Here is an 18844-nt window from a genome sequence, read left to right as displayed (position 1 = left end):
GCATGTCAGTCCCGGAGTTCCAGCACACCGGATATGCCAGGCCCGGCGCGGCGGGGTGCCGCCGTCGAGTTCCGCGTCGTCGGCGATGCGGCCGTCGAAGAAGCTGATCACCCGGTCCGCGGCGCTCGCCAGCCGCGCGTCATGAGTGACCAGCAGGATCGTCTGGCCGCGCTGGTGGAAGCGGGACAGCAGCCGCATCACCTCGCGGGTGCCCTTGCTGTCGAGGCTGCCCGCGGGTTCGTCGGCCAGCAGCAGCGGGGGATGGTTGACCAGGGCCCGGGCCAGGGCGACGCGCTGCTGCTCGCCGCCGGACAGCTCGCCCGGCAGGCTGCGCTCCTTGCCCACAAGGCCCAGCTCCGCCAGCAGCTGCTCCCGTTCGGCCCGGGCCTGCTTCGGCGAGGTCCCGGCGAGCAGGGCGGGCAGCTCCACGTTGTCGGCGACGGACAGGTTGGACACGAGGTTGAAGAACTGGAAGACGATTCCGATTCGCTTCCTGCGCTCCACCGCCCAGCGGGCCTCGCTGTAGGTGTCGGTGGACTCGCCGTCGAGCCAGATCCTGCCCGCGTCCGGTCGCTGGAGGCCGCCGAGCAGATGCAGCAGCGTCGACTTGCCCGCGCCGGACGGGCCGGTGATCGCCACGAACTCGCCGGGCCGTACGCACAGGTCGACCCCGCGCACGGCATGGGCGGGCGCGCCCTCGCCGTGGTGCGTCTTCACCAGCCCCTCGGCGCGCAGCACAGGAGCGGGACGGTCGTCGCTCACTCCAGCTCCTCCAGCTCTTCCTGGCACCGCTCCAGCCAGTCGAGATCGGCTTGCAGGTGCAGCATCGCGCCCTCGATCAGCAGGTGGGCGATGCGGTTGTCGCGGTCTTCGGCGGCGGCCAGCCTCGACAGCTGCCGCATGGTGTTCAGGTACTGGCGCCGCTGCCGGTTGATCAGAGAGATCTGGTCGGCCAGCCCGGTCTGCGGAGCGAGCGCCAGCTTCATGAAGAACTCGTCCCGCACCCGCGGCTCGTCCTCGGGATCCTCGAACCAGGCGCGCAGCGCCTCCCGACCGGCGTCGGTGAGGTGGTAGACCTTTTTGTTGGGCCGGCTGGACTGCGCCACGTCCTCGCCCTCGATCAGTCCCGACTTCTCGAGGCGGCCGAGGGTCACATAGATCTGGCCGACGTTCGGCTGAGGGTACGCGGAGCCCAGCAGTTGCTCAAGGTCCTGCTTGAGCTCGTAGCCGTGGGCGGGTCCGCGGGCGAGGAGAGCCAGGAGGGGCAGGCGCACGCGTGCAGTCCTCCTGTCCGGTCCAATGTGCTCCAGGCCCTAGTATCGCCCATACCTAACAGGTATACATGGCCTCTGTTCCGGGCAAGGGTGCCCGCCGCCGGTGTACAGGGAGGAACCTATGCGGTGGATCCATGCCGCGGGTAGGGGCCTTCTCGTTCTCGTCGTGGTCCTGACCGGTTATGTTGCCGCCGGAGCGCAGTCGGGAGGGCCCGCCGGCGGTGGCCGCGGGCCGCTCACCGTCGCGACCGCTGGAGACCTTACCGGCTACCTCGGTCCCCTGCTGGAGGGCTGGAACCGCACCCATCCCGGCGAAAAGGTCACCCTCGTCGAGCTGCCGGACTCGGCCGACGAAACCCAGGCGCAGATGGTCACCGATCTGCGCGACGGCGACCGCAGCCGGTTCGACGTGCTCAACATCGACGTCAACTGGACCTCGGAGTTCGCCGCGGCGGACTGGATCCGGCCGCTGCCGCGCGACCGCTTCCCCCTGAAGACCTTCCTCCCGCCGGTCGTGGACACGGCGACCTACGACGGACAGCTCTACGCCGTCCCGTACGTCACCAACGCCGGCCTTCTCCTCTACCGCGAGGACATCCTCGCCAAGGAGGGCGTCGAGCCGCCGCGCACCTGGGCGGAGCTGGAGCGGTACGCGAAGACCATCGCCCCGAAGTACGGCCTCGACGGCTACGCCGGGCAGTTCCTGCCGTACGAGGGCCTCACCGTCAACGCGGCCGAGGCCGTCTACTCGGCGGGCGGCTCGATCCTCGGCGACGAGGGCGAGCGCGTCACCGTCGACTCGGCGGAGGCCCGTGAGGGCATCGGGTTCCTGGTGAGGGGGGTGCGCGAGGGCTGGATCCCGAAGGAAGCGCTGGCGTACAAGGAGGAGGAGTCCAAGCAGGCCTTCCAGGACGGCCGGCTGCTCTTCCTGCGGAACTGGCCGTACGCCTACGTCGGCGCCTCCGCCCCGGGCTCCGAGGTCGCCGGGAAGGTCGGCGCGGTCCCCCTCCCGGGACCGGACGGGCCGGGGACGAGTGTCCTCGGCGGCTCCAACCTGGCCGTCAGTGCGCACGCGCGGCACCCCGACTCGGCCGCCCGCCTGATCGCGTACCTCACCAGCGAGCGCGTCCAGCGCCAGGTCCTCACGCGCGGCGCGCTGCCGCCCGTCCGGGCCGATCTCTACGAGGACCCCGCGCTCATCCGCAGGTTCCCGTACCTGCCGACCCTGCGCGAGAGCGTGCTCGCGGCGGCGCCGCGCCCCAAGAGCCCGCGCTACGACCAGGTCAGCCTGGTCGTGCAGGCGGTCGTGCACGACGCGCTGGCCGGGCACGAGACGCCCGCGGCGGCGGTGCGGCGCCTGGCACGGGAACTCGCCGTCATCTCGCGCCGGTAGCGCAGTCGGCGAGTCCTCTACTTACTTGTTAGGTAACGCGGACGTCTCATCTGGCTGAAATATGTCTGATACGCCCCGTATTGCACCACCTCAACCTCTCAATACCTTCTGCCTTTTCATTGACACCCTCTCGACACGCCTACTTAACATGCATGCATAACCGCTGCCCTCCTCAGAGACAGGTCGATGGGTTGAACAGGCACCACTGGTGGCGTGACGCAGTGATCTATCAGGTCTATGTCCGCAGCTTCCTGGACAGCACCGGTGACGGCGTCGGCGATCTCGCCGGAGTCCGGGCCGGGTTGCCGTATCTGAAGAAGCTCGGCGTCGACGGGATCTGGCTGAGCCCCTTCTATCCCTCGCCGCAGCACGACCACGGTTACGACGTGGCCGACTACTGCGACGTCGACCCGCTCTTCGGCGACCTCGACGAGTTCGACCTGCTGGTGGGCGCCGCGCGGCGGCTCGGCATCAAGGTGCTGCTCGACATCGTCCCGAACCACTGCTCCAGCGAGCACCCCTGGTTCCGTGAGGCGCTCGCGGCCCCGCCCGGCAGCCCGGCCCGCGCCCGCTTCCACTTCGCCGACGGCCGTGGCCCGGACGGATCCGAGCCGCCCAACAACTGGCACTCCATGTTCGGCGGCCCCGCCTGGAGCCGGGTGGCCGAGGCCGACGGACGGCCCGGCCAGTGGTACCTGCACATGTTCGCGCCCGAGCAGCCGGACTGGAACTGGCGCAACCCCGAGATCGCCGCCGAGTTCGACCGCATCCTCCGCTTCTGGCTGGACCGGGGCATCGACGGCTTCCGCATCGACGTCGCCGCCGGGCTCTTCAAGCACCCGGAACTGCCCGACTCGGACGACCCGGAGGCCGACGCCCGCACCCGCGACTCGGTCAACCCGCTCGCCTGGAACCAGCCCGAGGTGCACGACGTGTGGCGGCGCTGGCGCTCCATATGCGAGGAGTACACCGAGCGCGACGGCTGCGAACGCCTGCTCGTCGGCGAGGTGTCCGTGCCGACCGCCCGCGAGCACGCCCAGTACGTCCGCCCCGACGAACTCCACCAGGCCTTCTTCTTCGACCTGCTCAGCGCCCCGTGGGACCCCGACGCCTTCCGGAAGGTCATCTCCGAGGCCATGCAGGACATCGCCGGGACCGGCTCGACCGTCACCTGGGTCCTCAACAACCACGACCAGGTCCGCACCGTCACGCGCTACGGCGAACCCGCCACCGAGGGCAGCGGAGTCGGTGCCGCCCGCGCCCGCGCCGCCGCGTTGCTGATGCTCGCCCTGCCCGGCGCCGCGTACATCTACCAGGGCGAGGAGCTCGGCCTGCCGGAGGTCGTGGACCTGCCCGACGACGTGCTCACCGACCCGATCTTCCGCCGTACCGGCAGCCGGGCCCGGATCCGCGACGGCTGCCGGGTGCCGCTGCCCTGGTCGGGCCACGCCTCGCCGTTCGGCTTCACCTCCGGTGAGGAGAGCGCCAAGCCGTGGCTGCCGCAGCCGGAGTACTTCGCCGAGTACGCCACCGACCGGGCCCTCGCCGACACCCGCTCCTTCTGGCACCTGTACCGCGACGGCCTCCAACTGCGCGCCGCCCTGCCCCAGTTGGGCGAAGGCACACTGCGCTGGCTGGACTCCCCGCCCGGCGTCCTGGCCTTCACCCGCGGTGACGACCTCGTATGTGCCGTCAACTTCGGTACCGCCCCCACTCCCGCGCCGGTCTCCGGCACCCCCCTGCTCGCCAGCGGACCCTGCGCGCCCGGAGTGCTCTCCGGGTCGACGGCCGCCTGGTGGATCCGTTCCTGAACGCCCCGCAAGTCAACTCCCCGAAGGGACATCAACGATGATGCGACGACGTACCACCCTGCTCACCGGCTGCACCGCCCTCGTCCTGGCGCTCGGCGCGACCGCCTGCGGCGGCGGCCCCGTCTCGGCCGGTGGCGGCGACAAGGCGCTCAGCGGCCAGACGATCACCGTGGCCGGTGTCTGGTCCGGCACCGAGCAGAAGAACTTCCAGAAGGTGCTGGACGCCTTCACCGAGAAGACCGGCGCCAAGACGCAGTTCGTGTCCACCGGAGACAACGTCTCCACCGTCGTCGGCAGCAAGATCGAGGGCGGCAACGCCCCCGACGTCGTGATGGTCCCGCAGGTCGGCGTGCTCAAGCAGTTCGCGCAGAAGGGCTGGCTCAAGCCGCTGTCGAAGAAGACCGAGCAGGCCGTGGACGCGGGGTACGCCCCCGTGTGGAAGGAGTACGGCAGCGTCGACGGCACCCTCTACGGCCTCTACTTCAAGGCCGCCCACAAGTCGACCGTCTGGTACAGCCCCGACGCCCTCGCCCAGGCCGGTGTGAAGCCGCCGAAGACCTACGACGAGATGCTCAAGGCCGGGCAGACCGTGTCCGACTCCGGTCTCGCCGCGTTCTCCGTCGCCGGTCAGGACGGCTGGACTCTCACCGACTGGTTCGAGAACGTCTACCTTTCCCAGGCCGGGCCCGAGAAGTACGACGCCCTCGCCGAGCACAAGCTGAAGTGGACCGACGCGTCGGTCGTCGACGCCCTCACCACGCTCGGCAAGCTCTTCAAGGACAAGCAGCTCATCGCCGGCGGCCAGACGGGCGCCCTGAACACCGACTTCCCCGGCTCGGTGGAGAAGGTGTTCGGGCCGGAACCCGAGGCCGGCATGGTCTACGAGGGCGACTTCGTCGCCGGCGTCGCCAAGGACCAGTTCGGCAAGAAGGTCGGCGAGGACGCCAACTTCTTCCCGTTCCCGGCGGTCGCCGGTGGCGAGGCGCCGGTCGTCAGCGGCGGTGACGCGGCCGTCGTCCTCAAGGACGGCAAGAACCAGAAGGCCGCCCAGGCCCTCCTGGAGTTCCTGGCGACCCCGGAGGCCTCGGCCGTGTGGGCGGAGGCGGGCGGCTTCCTCTCCCCGAACAAGAAGCTCGACCTCGCCTCCTACGGCGACGACGTCACCCGTGCCACCGCCAAGTCCCTCGTGCAGGCCGGGGACTCGGTCCGCTTCGACATGTCCGACCAGGCCCCGGCGGCCTTCGGCGGCACCAAGGGCGCCGGCGAGTGGAAGCTGCTCCAGGACTTCCTGCGCGACCCGTCGGACCCGAAGGGCACCGCGGCGAAGCTGGAGGCCGCGGCGGCCAAGGCGTACCAGGACTGATCCGCCATGACAGCGACCCTCGTCAAGGAGACGAACCCCCCACCGCCCGTCACGGTCGCCGACCGCACCCGGCGACTGCGGCGGCGCGGCAAGATCATCGCCCTGCTGTTCGTGCTGCCCACGCTGCTGCTGCTCGGCGCGCTCGTCGTCTACCCCGTGCTGTTCAGCGTCGGCCGCAGCTTCTTCGACGCCTCCGGGACGACCTTCGTCGGCGGCGAGAACTACACCGAGATGTTCCGCGACCCGGCGACCCTCACGGCCGTCCGCAACACGGCCATCTGGGTCGTCGTGGCCCCGGCCCTGCTGACCGGACTCGGGCTCATCCTGGCCGTCCTGGTGGAGAAGGTCCGCTGGGCCACGGCCTTCAAGCTGCTCCTCTTCATGCCTATGGCGGTCTCCTTCCTCGCCGCCGGCATCATCTTCCGGCTCGCCTACGACGAGGACCCGGACAAGGGCGTCCTGAACGCCGCGGTCGTCTCCGTCCACGACGCCTTCAAGGCGGAGTCCTCGTACCCGACGGCCCGAGCTCGTGACGGGCAGGGCCTGACCAAGGACAAGGACGGGTCGTACCGCACGAGCACGAGCGTGTCCCCCGGCGACGCGGTGACGCTGGGCCTGGTCGGGGTGCTGCCCGACGACCTGCCCGGCGGGACCCGGCCCGCGTACGCGGCGGCGGGGCAGAAGGCCGGCCCCGACGAACTGCGCGGCGTGGTCTACCTGGACTTCACGCCCGGCGGGGGAGGGGAACAGGGCAAGGTCGACCGGCGGGAGAGCGGACTGCCCCAGATGAAGGTCGAGGCGGTGCGCGACGGCAAGGCCGTCGCCACGGCGACCACCGCGTCCGACGGCTCCTTCCGCTTCGAGGGACTCGAACCGGGCTCGTACGAGGTGAGACTGCCGTCGTCCAACTTCGCCCCGCCCTACGAGGGCGTCTCCTGGCTCGGACCGGCGCTCGTCACACCGGCGATCATCGGCGCGTACCTGTGGATCTGGACCGGCTTCGCCATGGTGCTGATCGGGGCGGGCCTGTCGGCGCTGCCGCGGGACGCGCTGGAGGCGGCGCGGATGGACGGCGCGAACGAGTGGCAGATCTTCCGGCGGATCACCGTGCCACTGCTGGCACCGGTGCTGACGGTCGTGTTCATCACCCTCGTGATCAACGTGATGAAGGTCTTCGACCTCGTCTACATCATCGCGCCCGGGCCGGTGCAGGAGGACGCGACCGTGCTCGCGACGCAGATGTGGCTGGTGTCGTTCGGAGGCGGCAACAACCAGGGCCTCGGCAGCGCGCTCGGTGTGCTGCTCCTGCTGCTGGTGGTTCCGGCCATGGTGTTCAACGTCCGCCGTTTCCGAAGGAGTCAGCCATGAACGCGGTTCGGCGCGGGTTGGGCAGCGGGGTCGTCCAGGCCTTCCTCGTGGTGGTGGGCCTGGTGTGGATGACGCCGCTGGCCGGGCTGTTCCTGTCCTCGCTGCGGTCCGCCGAGGACACGGCGAAGGGTGGCTGGTGGACGGTGTTCACCAGTCCCGGGCAACTGTCCTTCGACAACTACTCGTCGCTGCTGGAGAACGCCGGGATCACGCAGGCGTTCTGGAACACGGTGCTGATATCCGTGCCGACGACGGTGCTGGTCGTGGTGATCGCGGCGCTCGCGGGGTACGCCTTCGCGTGGCTGGACTTCCCCGGGCGCGAGGGGATCTTCCTCGTCGTGGTCGCGCTGCTGGTGGTGCCCGTGCAGATCGGGCTGCTGCCGGTCGCGAAACTGTTCGGGCAGCTGGGGCTGTTCGGCACGATTCCCGGTGTCGTGCTGTTCCACGTGGCCTACGGGCTGCCGTTCGCGGTGTTCCTGCTGCGGAACTACTTCGCCGAGATGCCGAAGGAGATGCTGGAGGCCGCGCGGATGGACGGGGGCAGTGAGTGGCGCATCTTCACGCGGCTCGTGCTGCCGGTGGGGCGGCCGGCGATCGCCTCCCTGGCCATCTTCCAGTTCCTGTGGGTGTGGAACGACATGCTGGTGGCGTTGCTGTTCGCGGACAGTTCCTCGCAGCCGCTGACGGTGGCACTCCAGTCGCAGATACGGCAGTTCGGCAGCAACATCGATGTCCTGGCACCCGGGGCGTTCGTGTCCCTGGTCGTGCCCGTCGTCGTGTTCTTCGCGTTCCAGAGGCACTTTGTGCAGGGGGTCATGGCGGGGTCGGTCAAGTAGCCGCTGCCGATGCCCGCCCAGAGGGTTCCGCCCCCTGACCCCCGCCTATGCCCACCCGCCACCCGAAACTGCCCTCGAAGGGGCGACTGGCGAGTCCAGCCTCCTGGCTGACCGCTTCGGGTGGCGGGTGGGCGAAGCCCCTGGTACCTCAGGCCGAAGCCGGCGGATACAGCGACCGTGGCAGTTGGGAAGCCGCCGCCGCGTCCAGCAGCCACAGCGTCCGGCTGCGGCCGTACGCCCCTGCCGCCGGCGCCTGGATCTCCCCCGCGCCCGAGAGCGCGATCGCCGCGGCCTGGGCCTTGTCCTCACCCGCGGCCAGGAGCCACACCTCCCGGGCCGAACGGATCGCCGGCAACGTCAGCGTGACCCGGGTCGGCGGCGGCTTCGGCGCGCCGTGGACGCCGACCACCGTGCGGTCGGTCTCCCTGACCGCCGGCAGCTCCGGGAACAGCGACGCGACGTGCGTGTCCGGGCCGACGCCCAGCATCAGCACGTCGAACGTCGGCACGGGGCCGTGGTTCTCCGGGGCCGCCGCCCGCGCCAGTTCCTCCGCGTACGCGGCCGCCGCCGCGTCCACGTCGTCGCCGTAGGGGCCGTCCGACGCGGGCATCGCGTGCACCCGCTTCGGGTCCAGCGGCACCGAGTCGAGCAGTGCTTCCCGGGCCTGCGTGACGTTGCGCTCGGGATCGCCCTCGGGCAGGAACCGCTCGTCCCCCCACCAGAGGTCGAGCCGGCTCCAGTCGACGGCGTCCCGGGCGGGCGCCGCGGCCAGGGCGGCCAGCAGGCCGTTGCCGTTGCGGCCGCCCGTCAGCACCACGGACGCCGAACCCCGGGAGGCCTGCGCGTCCACGATCCTGGTGATCAGCCGCGCCGCCGCGGCCTGCGCCATCAGCTCCTTGTCGCGGTGGACGACCAGCTGCGGTGCCGTACTCACTTCGTCGTCGCCTTCCGTACCGGTTCCAGCTTGGGCGGGTCCTGCTTCACCGGTGCCTCCGCCGTCGCTTCCGAAGCGGGTGCTTTCGCAGCCGTTTCGACGGGAGAGGGGAGGGCGAGCCGTGCTCGCTCGCCGCTTTTGGGCTCTCCTTTGGCCACCGGCTCTTCCTTCGCCACCTGAGCCGACCAGGACGCCTTCAGCCGGTCCACCCCGTACCGCAGCGCCGACGCGTAGGTGTCGTCCGGGTCCAGCCGCCGCAGCTCCTCCGCGATCAGCTCGGCCGTGTCCCGGCGGTTGAGCGCCACTCCACGGTCGGGCTGGCCCTCGATGGAGAGGGTCGCGAGGGACCCGTCGGCACGGTCCAGGGTGATCGCGCCGCAGCTGGTGTCCATGCGGACCGCGGTCAGACCGGGCCCGCCGGACAGAGAGCGCTTCACGGGGACGTCAAGCCGGTCCGCCAGCCACATCGCCAGCAGCTCGCAGCTCGGGTTGAACTCCTCGCCCTCCACCTCGACGGTCCTGACCTCGCAGGTGACCTGGTCGAGGGCGGCCGCCAGCATGGAACGCCAGGGCGTGATGCGGGTCCAGGACAGGTCCGTGTCGCCGGGGGTGTAGGTGCCGGACCGGGTGGCCAGGTCCCGTACCGGCTGCTCGGAGGCGTACGTGTCGGTGACGCGGCGCTGGGCGAGGGCACCCAGGGGGTCCTTCGCCGGGTCGAGCGGCGCGTTCACCGGCCACCACACCACCACGGGGGCGTCCGGCAGCAGCAGCGGCAGCACCACCGACTGGGCGTGGTCGACGACCTCGCCGTACAGCCGGAGCACCACCGTCTCGCCGGTGCCGGCGTCCGCGCCGACCCGGACCTCCGCGTCCAGGCGGGACTGCGTACGGTCGCGGGGCGAGCGGGAGACGCGCTTGATGACCACGAGCGTGCGCGAGGGATGCTCGTGCGAGGCGTCGCTCGCGGCCTTCAGCGCGTCGTAGGCGTTCTCCTCGTCGGTCACGATGACCAGCGTGAGCACCATCCCGACCGCCGGGGTGCCGATCGCCCGGCGGCCCTGCACCAGCGCCTTGTTGATCTTGCTGGCTGTGGTGTCCGTGAGGTCTATCTTCATGGCCGGCGCCAGCTCCGTCCGTGTCGCTCGAGCATTTCGTCCGCCTCGACGGGCCCCCAGGTACCGGCCGGGTACTGGGCGGGCTTGCCGTTCTTGTCCCAGTACTCCTCGATCGGGTCGAGGATCTTCCAGGACAGCTCGACCTCCTCGGTACGCGGGAAGAGGTTCGAGTCTCCGAGGAGAACGTCCAAGATGAGACGCTCGTACGCCTCCGGGCTGGACTCCGTGAAGGACTCGCCGTACGCGAAGTCCATCGACACGTCCCGGATCTCCATCGACGTGCCGGGGACCTTCGAGCCAAAGCGGACCGTGACGCCCTCGTCGGGCTGGACGCGGATGACGATCGCGTTGGAGCCCAGCTCCTCGGTGGCCGTCGTGTCGAAGGGGGAGTGCGGGGCCCGCTGGAAGACGACCGCGATCTCCGTGACGCGGCGGCCCAGGCGCTTGCCGGTGCGCAGGTAGAAGGGGACGCCCGCCCAGCGGCGGTTGTCGATCTCCAGCTTGATCGCCGCGTAGGTGTCGGTCTTGGAGGAGGCGTTGATGCCGTCCTCCTCCAGATAGCCGCGCACCTTCGTGCCGCCCTGCCACCCGGCCGCGTACTGGGCGCGCACGGTGTCCCGGCCCATGTCCCTCGGCAGCTTCACCGCGCCGAGCACCTTGGTCTTCTCGGCGGCCAGCGCGTCCGCGTCGAAGGAGGCCGGCTCCTCCATGGCGGTGAGCGCCAGGAGCTGGAGCAGGTGGTTCTGGATGACGTCGCGGGCGGCGCCGATGCCGTCGTAGTACCCGGCCCGGCCGCCGATGCCGATGTCCTCGGCCATGGTGATCTGCACGTGATCCACGAGGGACCGGTTCCAGATCGGCTCGAACATCGTGTTGGCGAAGCGCAGCGCCAGGATGTTCTGGACGGTCTCCTTGCCCAGGTAGTGGTCGATGCGGAAGACCTGGTCCGGGGCGAAGACCTCGTGGACGACCTTGTTGAGCTCCTCGGCCGACTTCAGGTCGTGCCCGAACGGCTTCTCGATGACCGCGCGCCGCCAGGAGCCGCCCTTCTGGTCGGCCAGTCCGTGCTTCTTCAGCTGCTGGATGACCACCGGGAAGGACTTCGGCGGCACGGACAGGTAGAAGGCGAAGTTGCCGCCCGTGCCCTGTGCCTTGTCCAGTTCCTCGATCGTGGAGCGCAGCCGCTCGAACGCGTCGTCGTCGTCGAACGTGCCCTGCACGAAGCGCATGCCCTGGATGAGCTGCTGCCAGACCTCTTCGCGGAAGGGCGTGCGGGCGTGCTCCTTGACCGCGTCGTGGACCTCCTGGGCGAAGTCCTCGTGCGCCCACTCGCGGCGGGCGAAGCCCACCAGTGAGAAGCCCGGCGGCAGCAGACCCCGGTTGGCGAGGTCGTACACCGCGGGCATGAGCTTCTTCCGGGACAGGTCGCCCGTGACGCCGAAGATGACCAGGCCCGACGGCCCCGCGATACGCGGGAGCCGTCGGTCCGCGGGGTCACGCAGCGGGTTGCTGCTCGACACCTGTTCAGCCCTCCGAGGGGGCGAGGCGCTGAAGCTCGGCCTCGGTCGACTTCAGCAGGTCGGTCCAGGACGCCTCGAACTTCTCGACGCCCTCGTCCTCCAGCAGCCGGACCACGTCGTCGTACTTGATCCCGAGCTGCTCGACCGCGTCGAGGTCGGCGCGGGCCTGCTCGTACGTGCCGGCGATGGTGTTGCCGGTGATCTCGCCGTGCTCCTCGGCGGCGTACAGGGTCGCCTCCGGCATGGTGTTCACCGTGTTCGGCGCGACCAGCTCGGTGACGTACATCGTGTCCTTGTACGCCTTGTCCTTCACGCCGGTGGAGGCCCACAGCGGCCGCTGCTTGTTGGCGCCCTCGCGCTCCAGGGCGTTCCAGCGGTCCGTGGAGAAGACCTCCTCGTACGCCTGGTAGGCGAGACGGGCGTTGGCGATGGCGGCCTTGCCGCGCAGCGCCTTGGCCTCGTCGGTACCGAGCGCGTCGATCCGCTTGTCGATCTCCGTGTCTACGCGCGAGACGAAGAAGGACGCCACCGAGTGGATCTTGGACAGGTCCAGGCCCTTGGCCTTCGCCTTCTCCAGACCGGCCAGGTAGGCGTCCATCACCTCGCGGTAGCGCTCCAGCGAGAAGATCAGCGTGACGTTGACGCTGATGCCGCTGCCGATCGTCTCGGTGATCGCCGGGATGCCCGCCTTGGTGGCCGGGATCTTGATGAGCGTGTTGGGCCGGTCCACCAGCCAGGCCAGCTGGCGGGCCTCGGCGACCGTCGCCTTGGTGTTGTGCGCCAGGCGCGGGTCGACCTCGATCGAGACCCGGCCGTCCTGGCCGCCGGTGGCGTCGAAGACCGGGCGCAGGATGTCGGCGGCGTCGCGGACGTCCGCCGTTGTGATCATGCGGATGGCCTCTTCGACGGTGACCCTGCGGGCGGCGAGGTCCGAGAGCTGCTGGTCGTAGCCGTCGCCCTCGGAGATCGCCTTCTGGAAGATCGTCGGATTGGTGGTGACGCCCACGACGTGCTGCTGGTCGAGCAGCTCGGCGAGGTTGCCGGACGTGATCCGCTTGCGCGACAGGTCGTCCAGCCAGATCGCGACGCCTTCCTCGGAGAGGCGCTTGAGTGCGTCTGTCATGGAAATTCCATCTCCTACGTGTCGTATATGAGCGTCAGCGCTGAGCTGCGGCGATCGATTCCCGCGCGGCGGCGGCCACGTTCTCTGCAGTGAAGCCGAACTCGCGGAAAAGGACCTTGCCGTCGGCCGAAGCACCGAAGTGCTCCAGGGAGACGATGCGGCCGGCGTCCCCGACGTACTTGTGCCACGTCAGGCCGATCCCGGCCTCCACCGCGACCCGGGCCTTCACGGACGGCGGCAGAACCCTGTCCCGGTACCCCTGGTCCTGCTGCTCGAACCACTCGACCGACGGCATGGACACCACGCGGGTGGGCACGCCGGCGCCCTGGAGCTGCTCGCGCGCCTCGACGGCGACGTGCACCTCGGAACCGGTGGCGATGAGGATGACGTCGGGCTCGCCGCCGTCGGCCTCGAACAGGACGTAACCGCCCTTGGCGGCGTCGTCGTTGGGCTCGTAGGTCGGCACACCCTGACGGGTCAGCGCCAGACCGTGCGGCTGGCCCTTGCCGAACTCCTTCGTCCAGCGCTTGAGGATCTCGCGCCAGGCGATGGCGGTCTCGTTGGCGTCGGCGGGGCGCACGATGTTCAGGCCCGGGATGGCGCGCAGCGACGCCAGGTGCTCGACCGGCTGGTGCGTCGGGCCGTCCTCGCCCAGGCCGATGGAGTCGTGCGTCCACACGTACGTCACCGGCAGGTGCATCAGCGCCGACAGCCGCACCGCGTTGCGCATGTAGTCGGAGAAGACCAGGAAGGTGCCGCCGTAGATCCGGGTGTTGCCGTGCAGCGCGATGCCGTTCATCTCGGCGGCCATCGCGTGCTCGCGGATACCGAAGTGGATCGTGCGGCCGTACGGGTCCGCCTCCGGCAGCGGGTTGTCCGCCGGGAGGAAGGAGCTGGTCTTGTCGATGGTGGTGTTGTTGGAGCCGGCCAGGTCGGCCGAGCCGCCCCACAACTCGGGGATCACGGCGCCGAGGGCCTGGAGGACCTTGCCGGAGGCGGCACGCGTGGCCACGCCCTTGCCGACCTCGAAGACCGGGATCTTGTCCTCCCAGCCGGTGGGCAGCTCACCCCCGCGATCCGGTCGTACTCGGCGGCGCGCTCGGGGTTGTTGTCCCGCCATTGCTGGTACGCCTTCTCCCACACCGCGCGGGCCGCCTGGCCCCGCTCCAGCGCCTTGCGGGTGTGCTCGATGACCTCGCCCGCGACCTCGAAGCTCTGCTCCGGGTCGAAGCCCAGCACCCGCTTCGTCGCGGCGACCTCGTCCTCGCCCAGCGCCGAGCCGTGCGCGGCCTCGGTGTTCTGCGCGTTCGGGGCCGGCCAGGCGATGATCGAGCGCATCGCGATGAACGACGGCTTGTCCGTGACGGCCTTGGCCTTCTGGATCGCCTCGAAGATCGCGGCCGGGTCCAGGTCGCCGTTCTCCTGCGGCTGCACCCGCTGCACGTGCCAGCCGTAGGCCTCGTAGCGCAGAGCCGTGTCCTCGGAGACGGCCGTCTCGGTGTCGCCCTCGATCGAGATGTGGTTGTCGTCCCACAGCAGGATCAGGTTGCCGAGCTTCTGGTGGCCCGCGAGGGAGGAGGCCTCGGCGGAGATGCCCTCCTGGAGGCAGCCGTCGCCGGCGATGCAGTAGATGAAGTGGTCGAAGGGGGACTCGCCCGCGGGAGCCTCCGGGTCGAACAGACCACGCTCGTAGCGGGCGGCCATCGCCATGCCCACCGCGTTGGCGACACCCTGCCCGAGCGGGCCGGTCGTCGTCTCCACACCGGTCGTGTGCCCGTACTCGGGGTGGCCGGGGGTCTTCGAGCCCCAGGTGCGGAAGGACTTCAGGTCGTCCAGCTCCAGGCCGAAGCCGGCCAGGTACAGCTGGGTGTAGAGGGTCAGGGACGAGTGGCCGGCGGACAGCACGAAGCGGTCCCGCCCGACCCAGTCGGCGTCCGCCGGGTCGTGCCGCATCACCTTCTGGAAGAGGGTGTAGGCGGCAGGCGCGAGGCTCATCGCCGTACCCGGATGGCCGTTACCGACCTTCTGTACGGCATCGGCGGCCAGGACACGCGCGGTGTCGACGGCCCGCTGGTCCAACTCGGTCCACTCGAGGTCTGTTGTGGTCGGCTTGGTGCTCACCCTGGGTCAGGGCTCCTCTCCACATGTCGGATGCCGGTGTATCGGGGCGTCCACCGGCCGCAGCCGAGCCTACCCCCGTGGGACGTGCGTTCTTTCGAGTCACTCCCGAGTGCCGGGACTCGCTTGGATCCGCCTCCTGCCTGGGCCGTATCCCATTCGGCAAGTGAATACGGAGCCGCTCATCCGGGTGCTCAATCGAGCTGCCACGCGCCCTTCGGAAGCCGCCCGCCAACACGACCCGACCCCCGCGAATGTCCGACTCTGGGCAACGTCTAAAGTGGCGTGGTACGCGCGAGCCTTTACCGGGACTTCACACGGGTGAGGCTTGCTGGGATGTCTCTGTAGGGGTGTGCGTGACGGCCGTTGAATCCCGTCCAGCGGGGATGATCGGGACGGACCAGAGCCCGGCCCACCGGCCGTTCGGGGCCCGTGTCAAGGGGTTCGTGGCTCTCACCAAGCCGCGGATCATCGAGCTGCTGCTCATCACCACCGTCCCGGTGATGTTCCTGGCGCAGCAGGGCGTGCCCGACCTGACGCTGGTGCTGCTGACCTGCGTCGGCGGCTACATGTCCGCGGGCGGCGCCAACGCGCTCAACATGTACATCGACCGCGACATCGACGCCCTGATGGACCGCACCTCGCAGCGGCCGCTGGTCACCGGCATGGTCAGCCCGCGGGAGTGCCTCGCCTTCGGCATCACCCTGGCCGTCGCCTCGACGCTGCTGTTCGGCCTCACCGTGAACTGGCTGAGCGCCTGGCTCTCCCTCGGCGCGCTCCTCTTCTACGTCGTCGTCTACACGATGATCCTCAAGCGCCGTACCTCGCAGAACATCGTGTGGGGCGGCATCGCCGGCTGCCTGCCCGTGCTGATCGGCTGGTCCTCGGTCACGAACTCCATGTCGTGGGCGCCGATCATCCTCTTCCTCGTCATGTTCTTCTGGACGCCGCCGCACTACTGGCCGCTGTCCATGAAGGTCAAAGAGGACTACGCGCGCGTGGGCGTGCCGATGCTGCCGGTGGTCGCCTCCAACAAGGTCGTCGCCAAGCAGATCGTGATCTACAGCTGGGTCATGGTCGCCGTCTCGCTCCTGCTGACCCCCCTCGGCTACACCGGCTGGTTCTACACGTCGGTCGCCCTGCTGGCGGGCGGCTTCTGGCTCTGGGAGGCACACGGTCTCCAGAACCGCGCGAAGGCGGAGGTGACGGGCGCGAAGCTGAAGGAGATGCGCCTGTTCCACTGGTCGATCACGTACGTCTCGCTGCTGTTCGTGGCGGTCGCCGTCGACCCCTTCCTGCGCTGACGTACGTCACAGGGCCCTGCTCTCGCCAGTCGATCTACTCGTGAGTAGCATCCCTGTCATGGCAGACACACAGCAGGTCGACCCGAAGGCCGAGCGCAAGGCGGCCCGGCTCGCCAAGCAGATCGGCTCCTTCTCCAAGGCCCACGGCGGTGCCGAGGGCCAGGTCGCCTACCTCGGCGAACGCGGCGCCCGCATCGTCCTGGTCGGCGAGGACGGCAACTGGGGCGACCTAATGGCCCCGTCGTACGAGATCGCCGAGAAGGCGGTGGAGAAGTCGGGCATCACCGCCCACGAGTCCTTCGACGGCGAATTCGCCGCGAAGGCCAAGACGGGCCGCTACGAGTGGTCGCGCATGGCGGGGATCCAGGTAGGCGGCCCGAAGAACGACTGACCTTCTTGGAGGCGCGGGGCTGTATCGATTTTGCGGCTCCGCCGCGTGGGCGCGACCAGCCACACACGGCCCGCACCCGCCGAGCAACACTGGCACCCCGCCCCGGGACCGCGACCTCAGCCCGGTTCACCCGTTAGGACCCTTAGGAACAACAGGGTCCACCCCGGGGAGCCCGGATGATCGAAACGCCGTCCCTAGTGGACCAGTACTGCCACGGAGTACTCCGCACGGAGCTGGGCCTCGGCACCTTCGAGGCCCACCTCTCCCGCACGGAGGGTCCGCCCGCCCCCGGCACCACCCTCTTCGACACCCAGACCGGCTTCGCCGTGAGGCGCTGGTGCCCGCCCCTGCTCGGCCTCGAACCGCACTGCGCGCCCGCCCGCTACCTGGCCCGCCGCCGCGAACTGGGCGTCCTGGAGTCCGCCCGCCGGCTTCTGCGCGGCAGCGGCATCACGACGTACCTGGTCGACACGGGCCTGCCCGGCGACCTGACCGAACCCGGCGAACTGGCCTCCGCCGGAGCCGCCGAGGCCCGCCAGATCGTGCGGCTGGAGCTGCTCGCCGAGCAGGTCGCCGACACCTCCGGGACCGTCGAGTCCTTCCTCACCAACCTCGCCGAGTCCGTGCACGCCGCCGCCGCGAACGCCGTCGCCTTCACCTCGGTCGCGGGCGTACGGCACGGCCTCGTGCTCGCGCCGGAGCCGCCCGGGCCGGGGGAGGTGCGGGGGGCCGTCGGCCGCTGGCTCGCGGGGCGAGGTGTCGGCGGGGAGCTGAGCGACCCCGTGCTGCTGCGGCACCTGCTGTGGAGCGCCGTCGCCTCGGGCCTGCCGCTCCAGCTGCACGCGGGGCTCGGCGCACCGGGTCTGAGGATCGACCGTACGGATCCGGTGCTGCTGACGGACTTCGTACGGGCCACGGCCGGTCTCGGCACGGACCTCGTCCTGCTGCACGGCTACCCGTACCACCGGCACGCCGCCCACCTGGCCGGTGTCTTCCCGCATGTCTACGTCGACTGCGGCGCCGCCCTGGTCCGCACCGGGGCCCGGGCCGCGACCGTCCTCGCGGAGATCCTGGAGCTGGCCCCCTTCGGCAAGATCCTTTTCTCCACCGGCGCCCAGGGGCTGCCCGAGCTGCACGTCGTGGGCGCCCGGCTGTTCCGCGAGGCTCTCGGCCGGGTGCTCGGCACCTGGGTCGCCGAGGGCGCGTGGTCCCTGGCCGACGCGCAGCGTGTGGCGGGGATGCTGGCGTCGGGCAACGCGGGCAGGGTGTACGGGCTGGACTAGGCCTTCGTCAGGGTCGCCTCGGGGGCGGGACCGGGCACGTCGGCCACGATCTCCGGCCGTTCGCGCAACGACAGCACCACCCGCAGCACCCAGATCCACATCACGGCCGAGCCGAACATGTGCAGGCCCACCAGGACCTCGGGCAGGTCCGTGAAGTACTGGACGTAGCCGATGACGCCCTGCGCGAGCAGGATCAGGAACAGTTCGCGGGTGCGGTTCAGCGGGCTCCTCGGCGCGTCGACCGCCTTGAGGACGAACCACAGGGCGAACGTCAGCGTCACCACGATCCACGCCAGCACGGCGTGCACTTTGCTCACCGTCTCCCAGTCGACCGGCATCCGCTCGACCTCGCTGGAGTCGCCGGCGTGCGGGCCCGCGCCGGTGACCACCGTGCCGACCAGGATGAGCAGCACGGCCGCCGCGACCAGGAACCACACCAGCTGCTGCACGGCCTTGCCGACCAGCGGGCGCGGCGGCGCGTCGCCCTCACGGGTGCGCTGCCACATCACCGTGGCCACCGCGATGAGCGCGGACGTCGCCACGAAGTGGGCCGCGACCGTGTACGGGTTGAGACCGACCAGCACGACGATGCCGCCGAGCACCGCGTTGCTCATCACGATCCAGAACTGCGCCCAGCCCAGCCGGGTCAGGCCGCGCCGGTACGGCTTCTGGGATCGCGCGGCGATGATCGCCCAGCCGACGGCGGCGCACAGCACGTACGTCAGCATGCGGTTGCCGAACTCGATGGCGCCGTGGACGCCCATCGCGCTGGTCGCGGTGAGCGAGTCCTCGGTGCACTTGGGCCAGGTCGGGCAGCCGAGGCCCGAGCCGGTCAGCCGTACCGCTCCGCCGGTGACCACGATGAGCACCGACATCACGATCGCGGAGAGGGCCGCGCGCTGGACCGTCCGGGGTTCCGGGGTCCAGCGCTCGGCGATGAAGGCGAGGGGGTTGCGCAGGGCCGCCCTGGCGTCGGCGCGGGTCACTTTTGGCACGCGGCCCATCGTAGGA

14 protein-coding genes and 2 pseudogenes are annotated in these 18844 nt (G+C 70.2%); 8 read left to right on the top strand and 8 right to left on the bottom strand.

Annotated elements, in window-relative coordinates:
• Nucleotides 1-5 precede the first annotated feature (5 nt).
• Both V8690_RS09605 and V8690_RS09600 read right to left on the bottom strand, forming a co-directional pair.
• Nucleotides 6-762: pseudogene (locus tag V8690_RS09605) on the bottom strand (ABC transporter ATP-binding protein).
• Nucleotides 759-1274 (bottom strand): PadR family transcriptional regulator, encoded by a 516-nt coding sequence (locus tag V8690_RS09600; RefSeq protein WP_338777307.1) that lies wholly within the window; start codon nt 1272-1274, stop codon nt 759-761. Before V8690_RS09600 ends, V8690_RS09605 begins: the two are co-directional and overlap by 4 nt.
• 121 nt (nt 1275-1395) lie before the next feature.
• On the opposite strand from V8690_RS09600, the gene V8690_RS09595 reads away from it, so the two are divergent.
• From V8690_RS09595 to V8690_RS09575, 5 genes are all read left to right on the top strand, one after another.
• Nucleotides 1396-2667, top strand: a complete 1272-nt coding sequence (locus tag V8690_RS09595) for an ABC transporter substrate-binding protein (protein ID WP_338777305.1) — start codon at nt 1396-1398, stop codon at nt 2665-2667.
• A gap of 152 nt (nt 2668-2819) precedes the next feature.
• Nucleotides 2820-4478, top strand: a complete 1659-nt coding sequence (locus V8690_RS09590) for a glycoside hydrolase family 13 protein (RefSeq protein WP_338777303.1) — start codon at nt 2820-2822, stop codon at nt 4476-4478.
• A 37-nt stretch (nt 4479-4515) separates the two neighbouring features.
• Nucleotides 4516-5841, top strand: coding sequence for an ABC transporter substrate-binding protein (locus V8690_RS09585; RefSeq protein WP_338777301.1), 1326 nt, complete (start codon nt 4516-4518; stop codon nt 5839-5841).
• Nucleotides 5842-5847: 6 nt separating this feature from the next.
• On the top strand, nt 5848-7209 hold the full coding sequence (locus V8690_RS09580; protein ID WP_338777299.1) for an ABC transporter permease subunit: 1362 nt from the start codon (nt 5848-5850) through the stop codon (nt 7207-7209).
• A complete protein-coding gene (locus V8690_RS09575) occupies nt 7206-8045 on the top strand; it encodes a carbohydrate ABC transporter permease (protein WP_338777297.1) in 840 nt (279 codons plus the stop codon). Before V8690_RS09580 ends, V8690_RS09575 begins: the two co-directional genes overlap by 4 nt.
• Before the next feature lie 148 nt (nt 8046-8193).
• Here the strand turns inward: V8690_RS09575 and pgl are convergent, their stop codons facing one another.
• From pgl to tkt, 5 genes and pseudogenes are all read right to left on the bottom strand, one after another.
• Complete coding sequence (gene pgl / locus V8690_RS09570; RefSeq protein WP_338777296.1) at nt 8194-8979, bottom strand: 6-phosphogluconolactonase; 786 nt, start codon at nt 8977-8979, stop codon at nt 8194-8196.
• Nucleotides 8976-10094 (bottom strand): glucose-6-phosphate dehydrogenase assembly protein OpcA, encoded by a 1119-nt coding sequence (gene opcA / locus V8690_RS09565; RefSeq protein ID WP_338777295.1) that lies wholly within the window; start codon nt 10092-10094, stop codon nt 8976-8978. The genes pgl and opcA overlap by 4 nt, the downstream gene beginning before the upstream one ends.
• On the bottom strand, nt 10091-11614 hold the full coding sequence (gene zwf, locus V8690_RS09560) for a glucose-6-phosphate dehydrogenase (RefSeq protein ID WP_338777292.1): 1524 nt from the start codon (nt 11612-11614) through the stop codon (nt 10091-10093). Before zwf ends, opcA begins: the two co-directional genes overlap by 4 nt.
• A gap of 4 nt (nt 11615-11618) precedes the next feature.
• A complete protein-coding gene (gene tal / locus V8690_RS09555; protein WP_338777290.1) occupies nt 11619-12737 on the bottom strand; it encodes a transaldolase in 1119 nt (372 codons plus the stop codon).
• 34 nt (nt 12738-12771) lie between these two features.
• Nucleotides 12772-14858, bottom strand: a pseudogene (tkt, locus tag V8690_RS09550) (transketolase).
• A gap of 383 nt (nt 14859-15241) precedes the next feature.
• Between tkt and V8690_RS09545 the strand changes: the two are divergent.
• The 3 genes from V8690_RS09545 (at nt 15242) to V8690_RS09535 (ending at nt 17833) form a co-directional block, all read left to right on the top strand.
• A complete protein-coding gene (locus tag V8690_RS09545; RefSeq protein ID WP_338785301.1) occupies nt 15242-16159 on the top strand; it encodes a heme o synthase in 918 nt (305 codons plus the stop codon).
• Nucleotides 16160-16217: 58 nt separating this feature from the next.
• On the top strand, nt 16218-16550 hold the full coding sequence (locus V8690_RS09540; protein ID WP_338777288.1) for a hypothetical protein: 333 nt from the start codon (nt 16218-16220) through the stop codon (nt 16548-16550).
• A gap of 176 nt (nt 16551-16726) precedes the next feature.
• Nucleotides 16727-17833 carry an amidohydrolase family protein gene (locus V8690_RS09535; RefSeq protein WP_338777286.1) on the top strand — a complete coding sequence of 369 codons (1107 nt, stop codon included), beginning with the start codon at nt 16727-16729 and terminating at the stop codon, nt 17831-17833.
• On the opposite strand, the gene V8690_RS09530 is transcribed toward V8690_RS09535, so the two are convergent.
• A complete protein-coding gene (locus tag V8690_RS09530; RefSeq protein WP_338785300.1) occupies nt 17830-18837 on the bottom strand; it encodes a COX15/CtaA family protein in 1008 nt (335 codons plus the stop codon). The genes V8690_RS09535 and V8690_RS09530 overlap by 4 nt on opposite strands.
• Nucleotides 18838-18844: the final 7 nt, after the last annotated feature.

Source organism: Streptomyces sp. DG1A-41, assembly GCF_037055355.1.
In the GTDB taxonomy this organism is placed as follows: domain Bacteria; phylum Actinomycetota; class Actinomycetes; order Streptomycetales; family Streptomycetaceae; genus Streptomyces.
The sequence above is the reverse complement of the archived record's forward strand: the minus strand, read 5'-3'. Positions and strand labels throughout refer to the sequence as shown.

Coding starts and splice junctions, on each gene's coding strand:
- V8690_RS09540 (WP_338777288.1), top strand. CDS start 16,218: ATGGCAGACACACAGCAGGTCGACCCGAAGGCCGAGCGCAAGGCGGCC.
- V8690_RS09595 (WP_338777305.1), top strand. CDS start 1,396: ATGCGGTGGATCCATGCCGCGGGTAGGGGCCTTCTCGTTCTCGTCGTG.
- V8690_RS09575 (WP_338777297.1), top strand. CDS start 7,206: ATGAACGCGGTTCGGCGCGGGTTGGGCAGCGGGGTCGTCCAGGCCTTC.
- V8690_RS09585 (WP_338777301.1), top strand. CDS start 4,516: ATGATGCGACGACGTACCACCCTGCTCACCGGCTGCACCGCCCTCGTC.
- V8690_RS09545 (WP_338785301.1), top strand. CDS start 15,242: ATGATCGGGACGGACCAGAGCCCGGCCCACCGGCCGTTCGGGGCCCGT.
- tal (WP_338777290.1), bottom strand. CDS start 12,737: ATGACAGACGCACTCAAGCGCCTCTCCGAGGAAGGCGTCGCGATCTGG.
- V8690_RS09580 (WP_338777299.1), top strand. CDS start 5,848: ATGACAGCGACCCTCGTCAAGGAGACGAACCCCCCACCGCCCGTCACG.
- V8690_RS09590 (WP_338777303.1), top strand. CDS start 2,820: ATGCATAACCGCTGCCCTCCTCAGAGACAGGTCGATGGGTTGAACAGG.
- opcA (WP_338777295.1), bottom strand. CDS start 10,094: ATGAAGATAGACCTCACGGACACCACAGCCAGCAAGATCAACAAGGCG.
- V8690_RS09530 (WP_338785300.1), bottom strand. CDS start 18,837: ATGGGCCGCGTGCCAAAAGTGACCCGCGCCGACGCCAGGGCGGCCCTG.
- V8690_RS09535 (WP_338777286.1), top strand. CDS start 16,727: ATGATCGAAACGCCGTCCCTAGTGGACCAGTACTGCCACGGAGTACTC.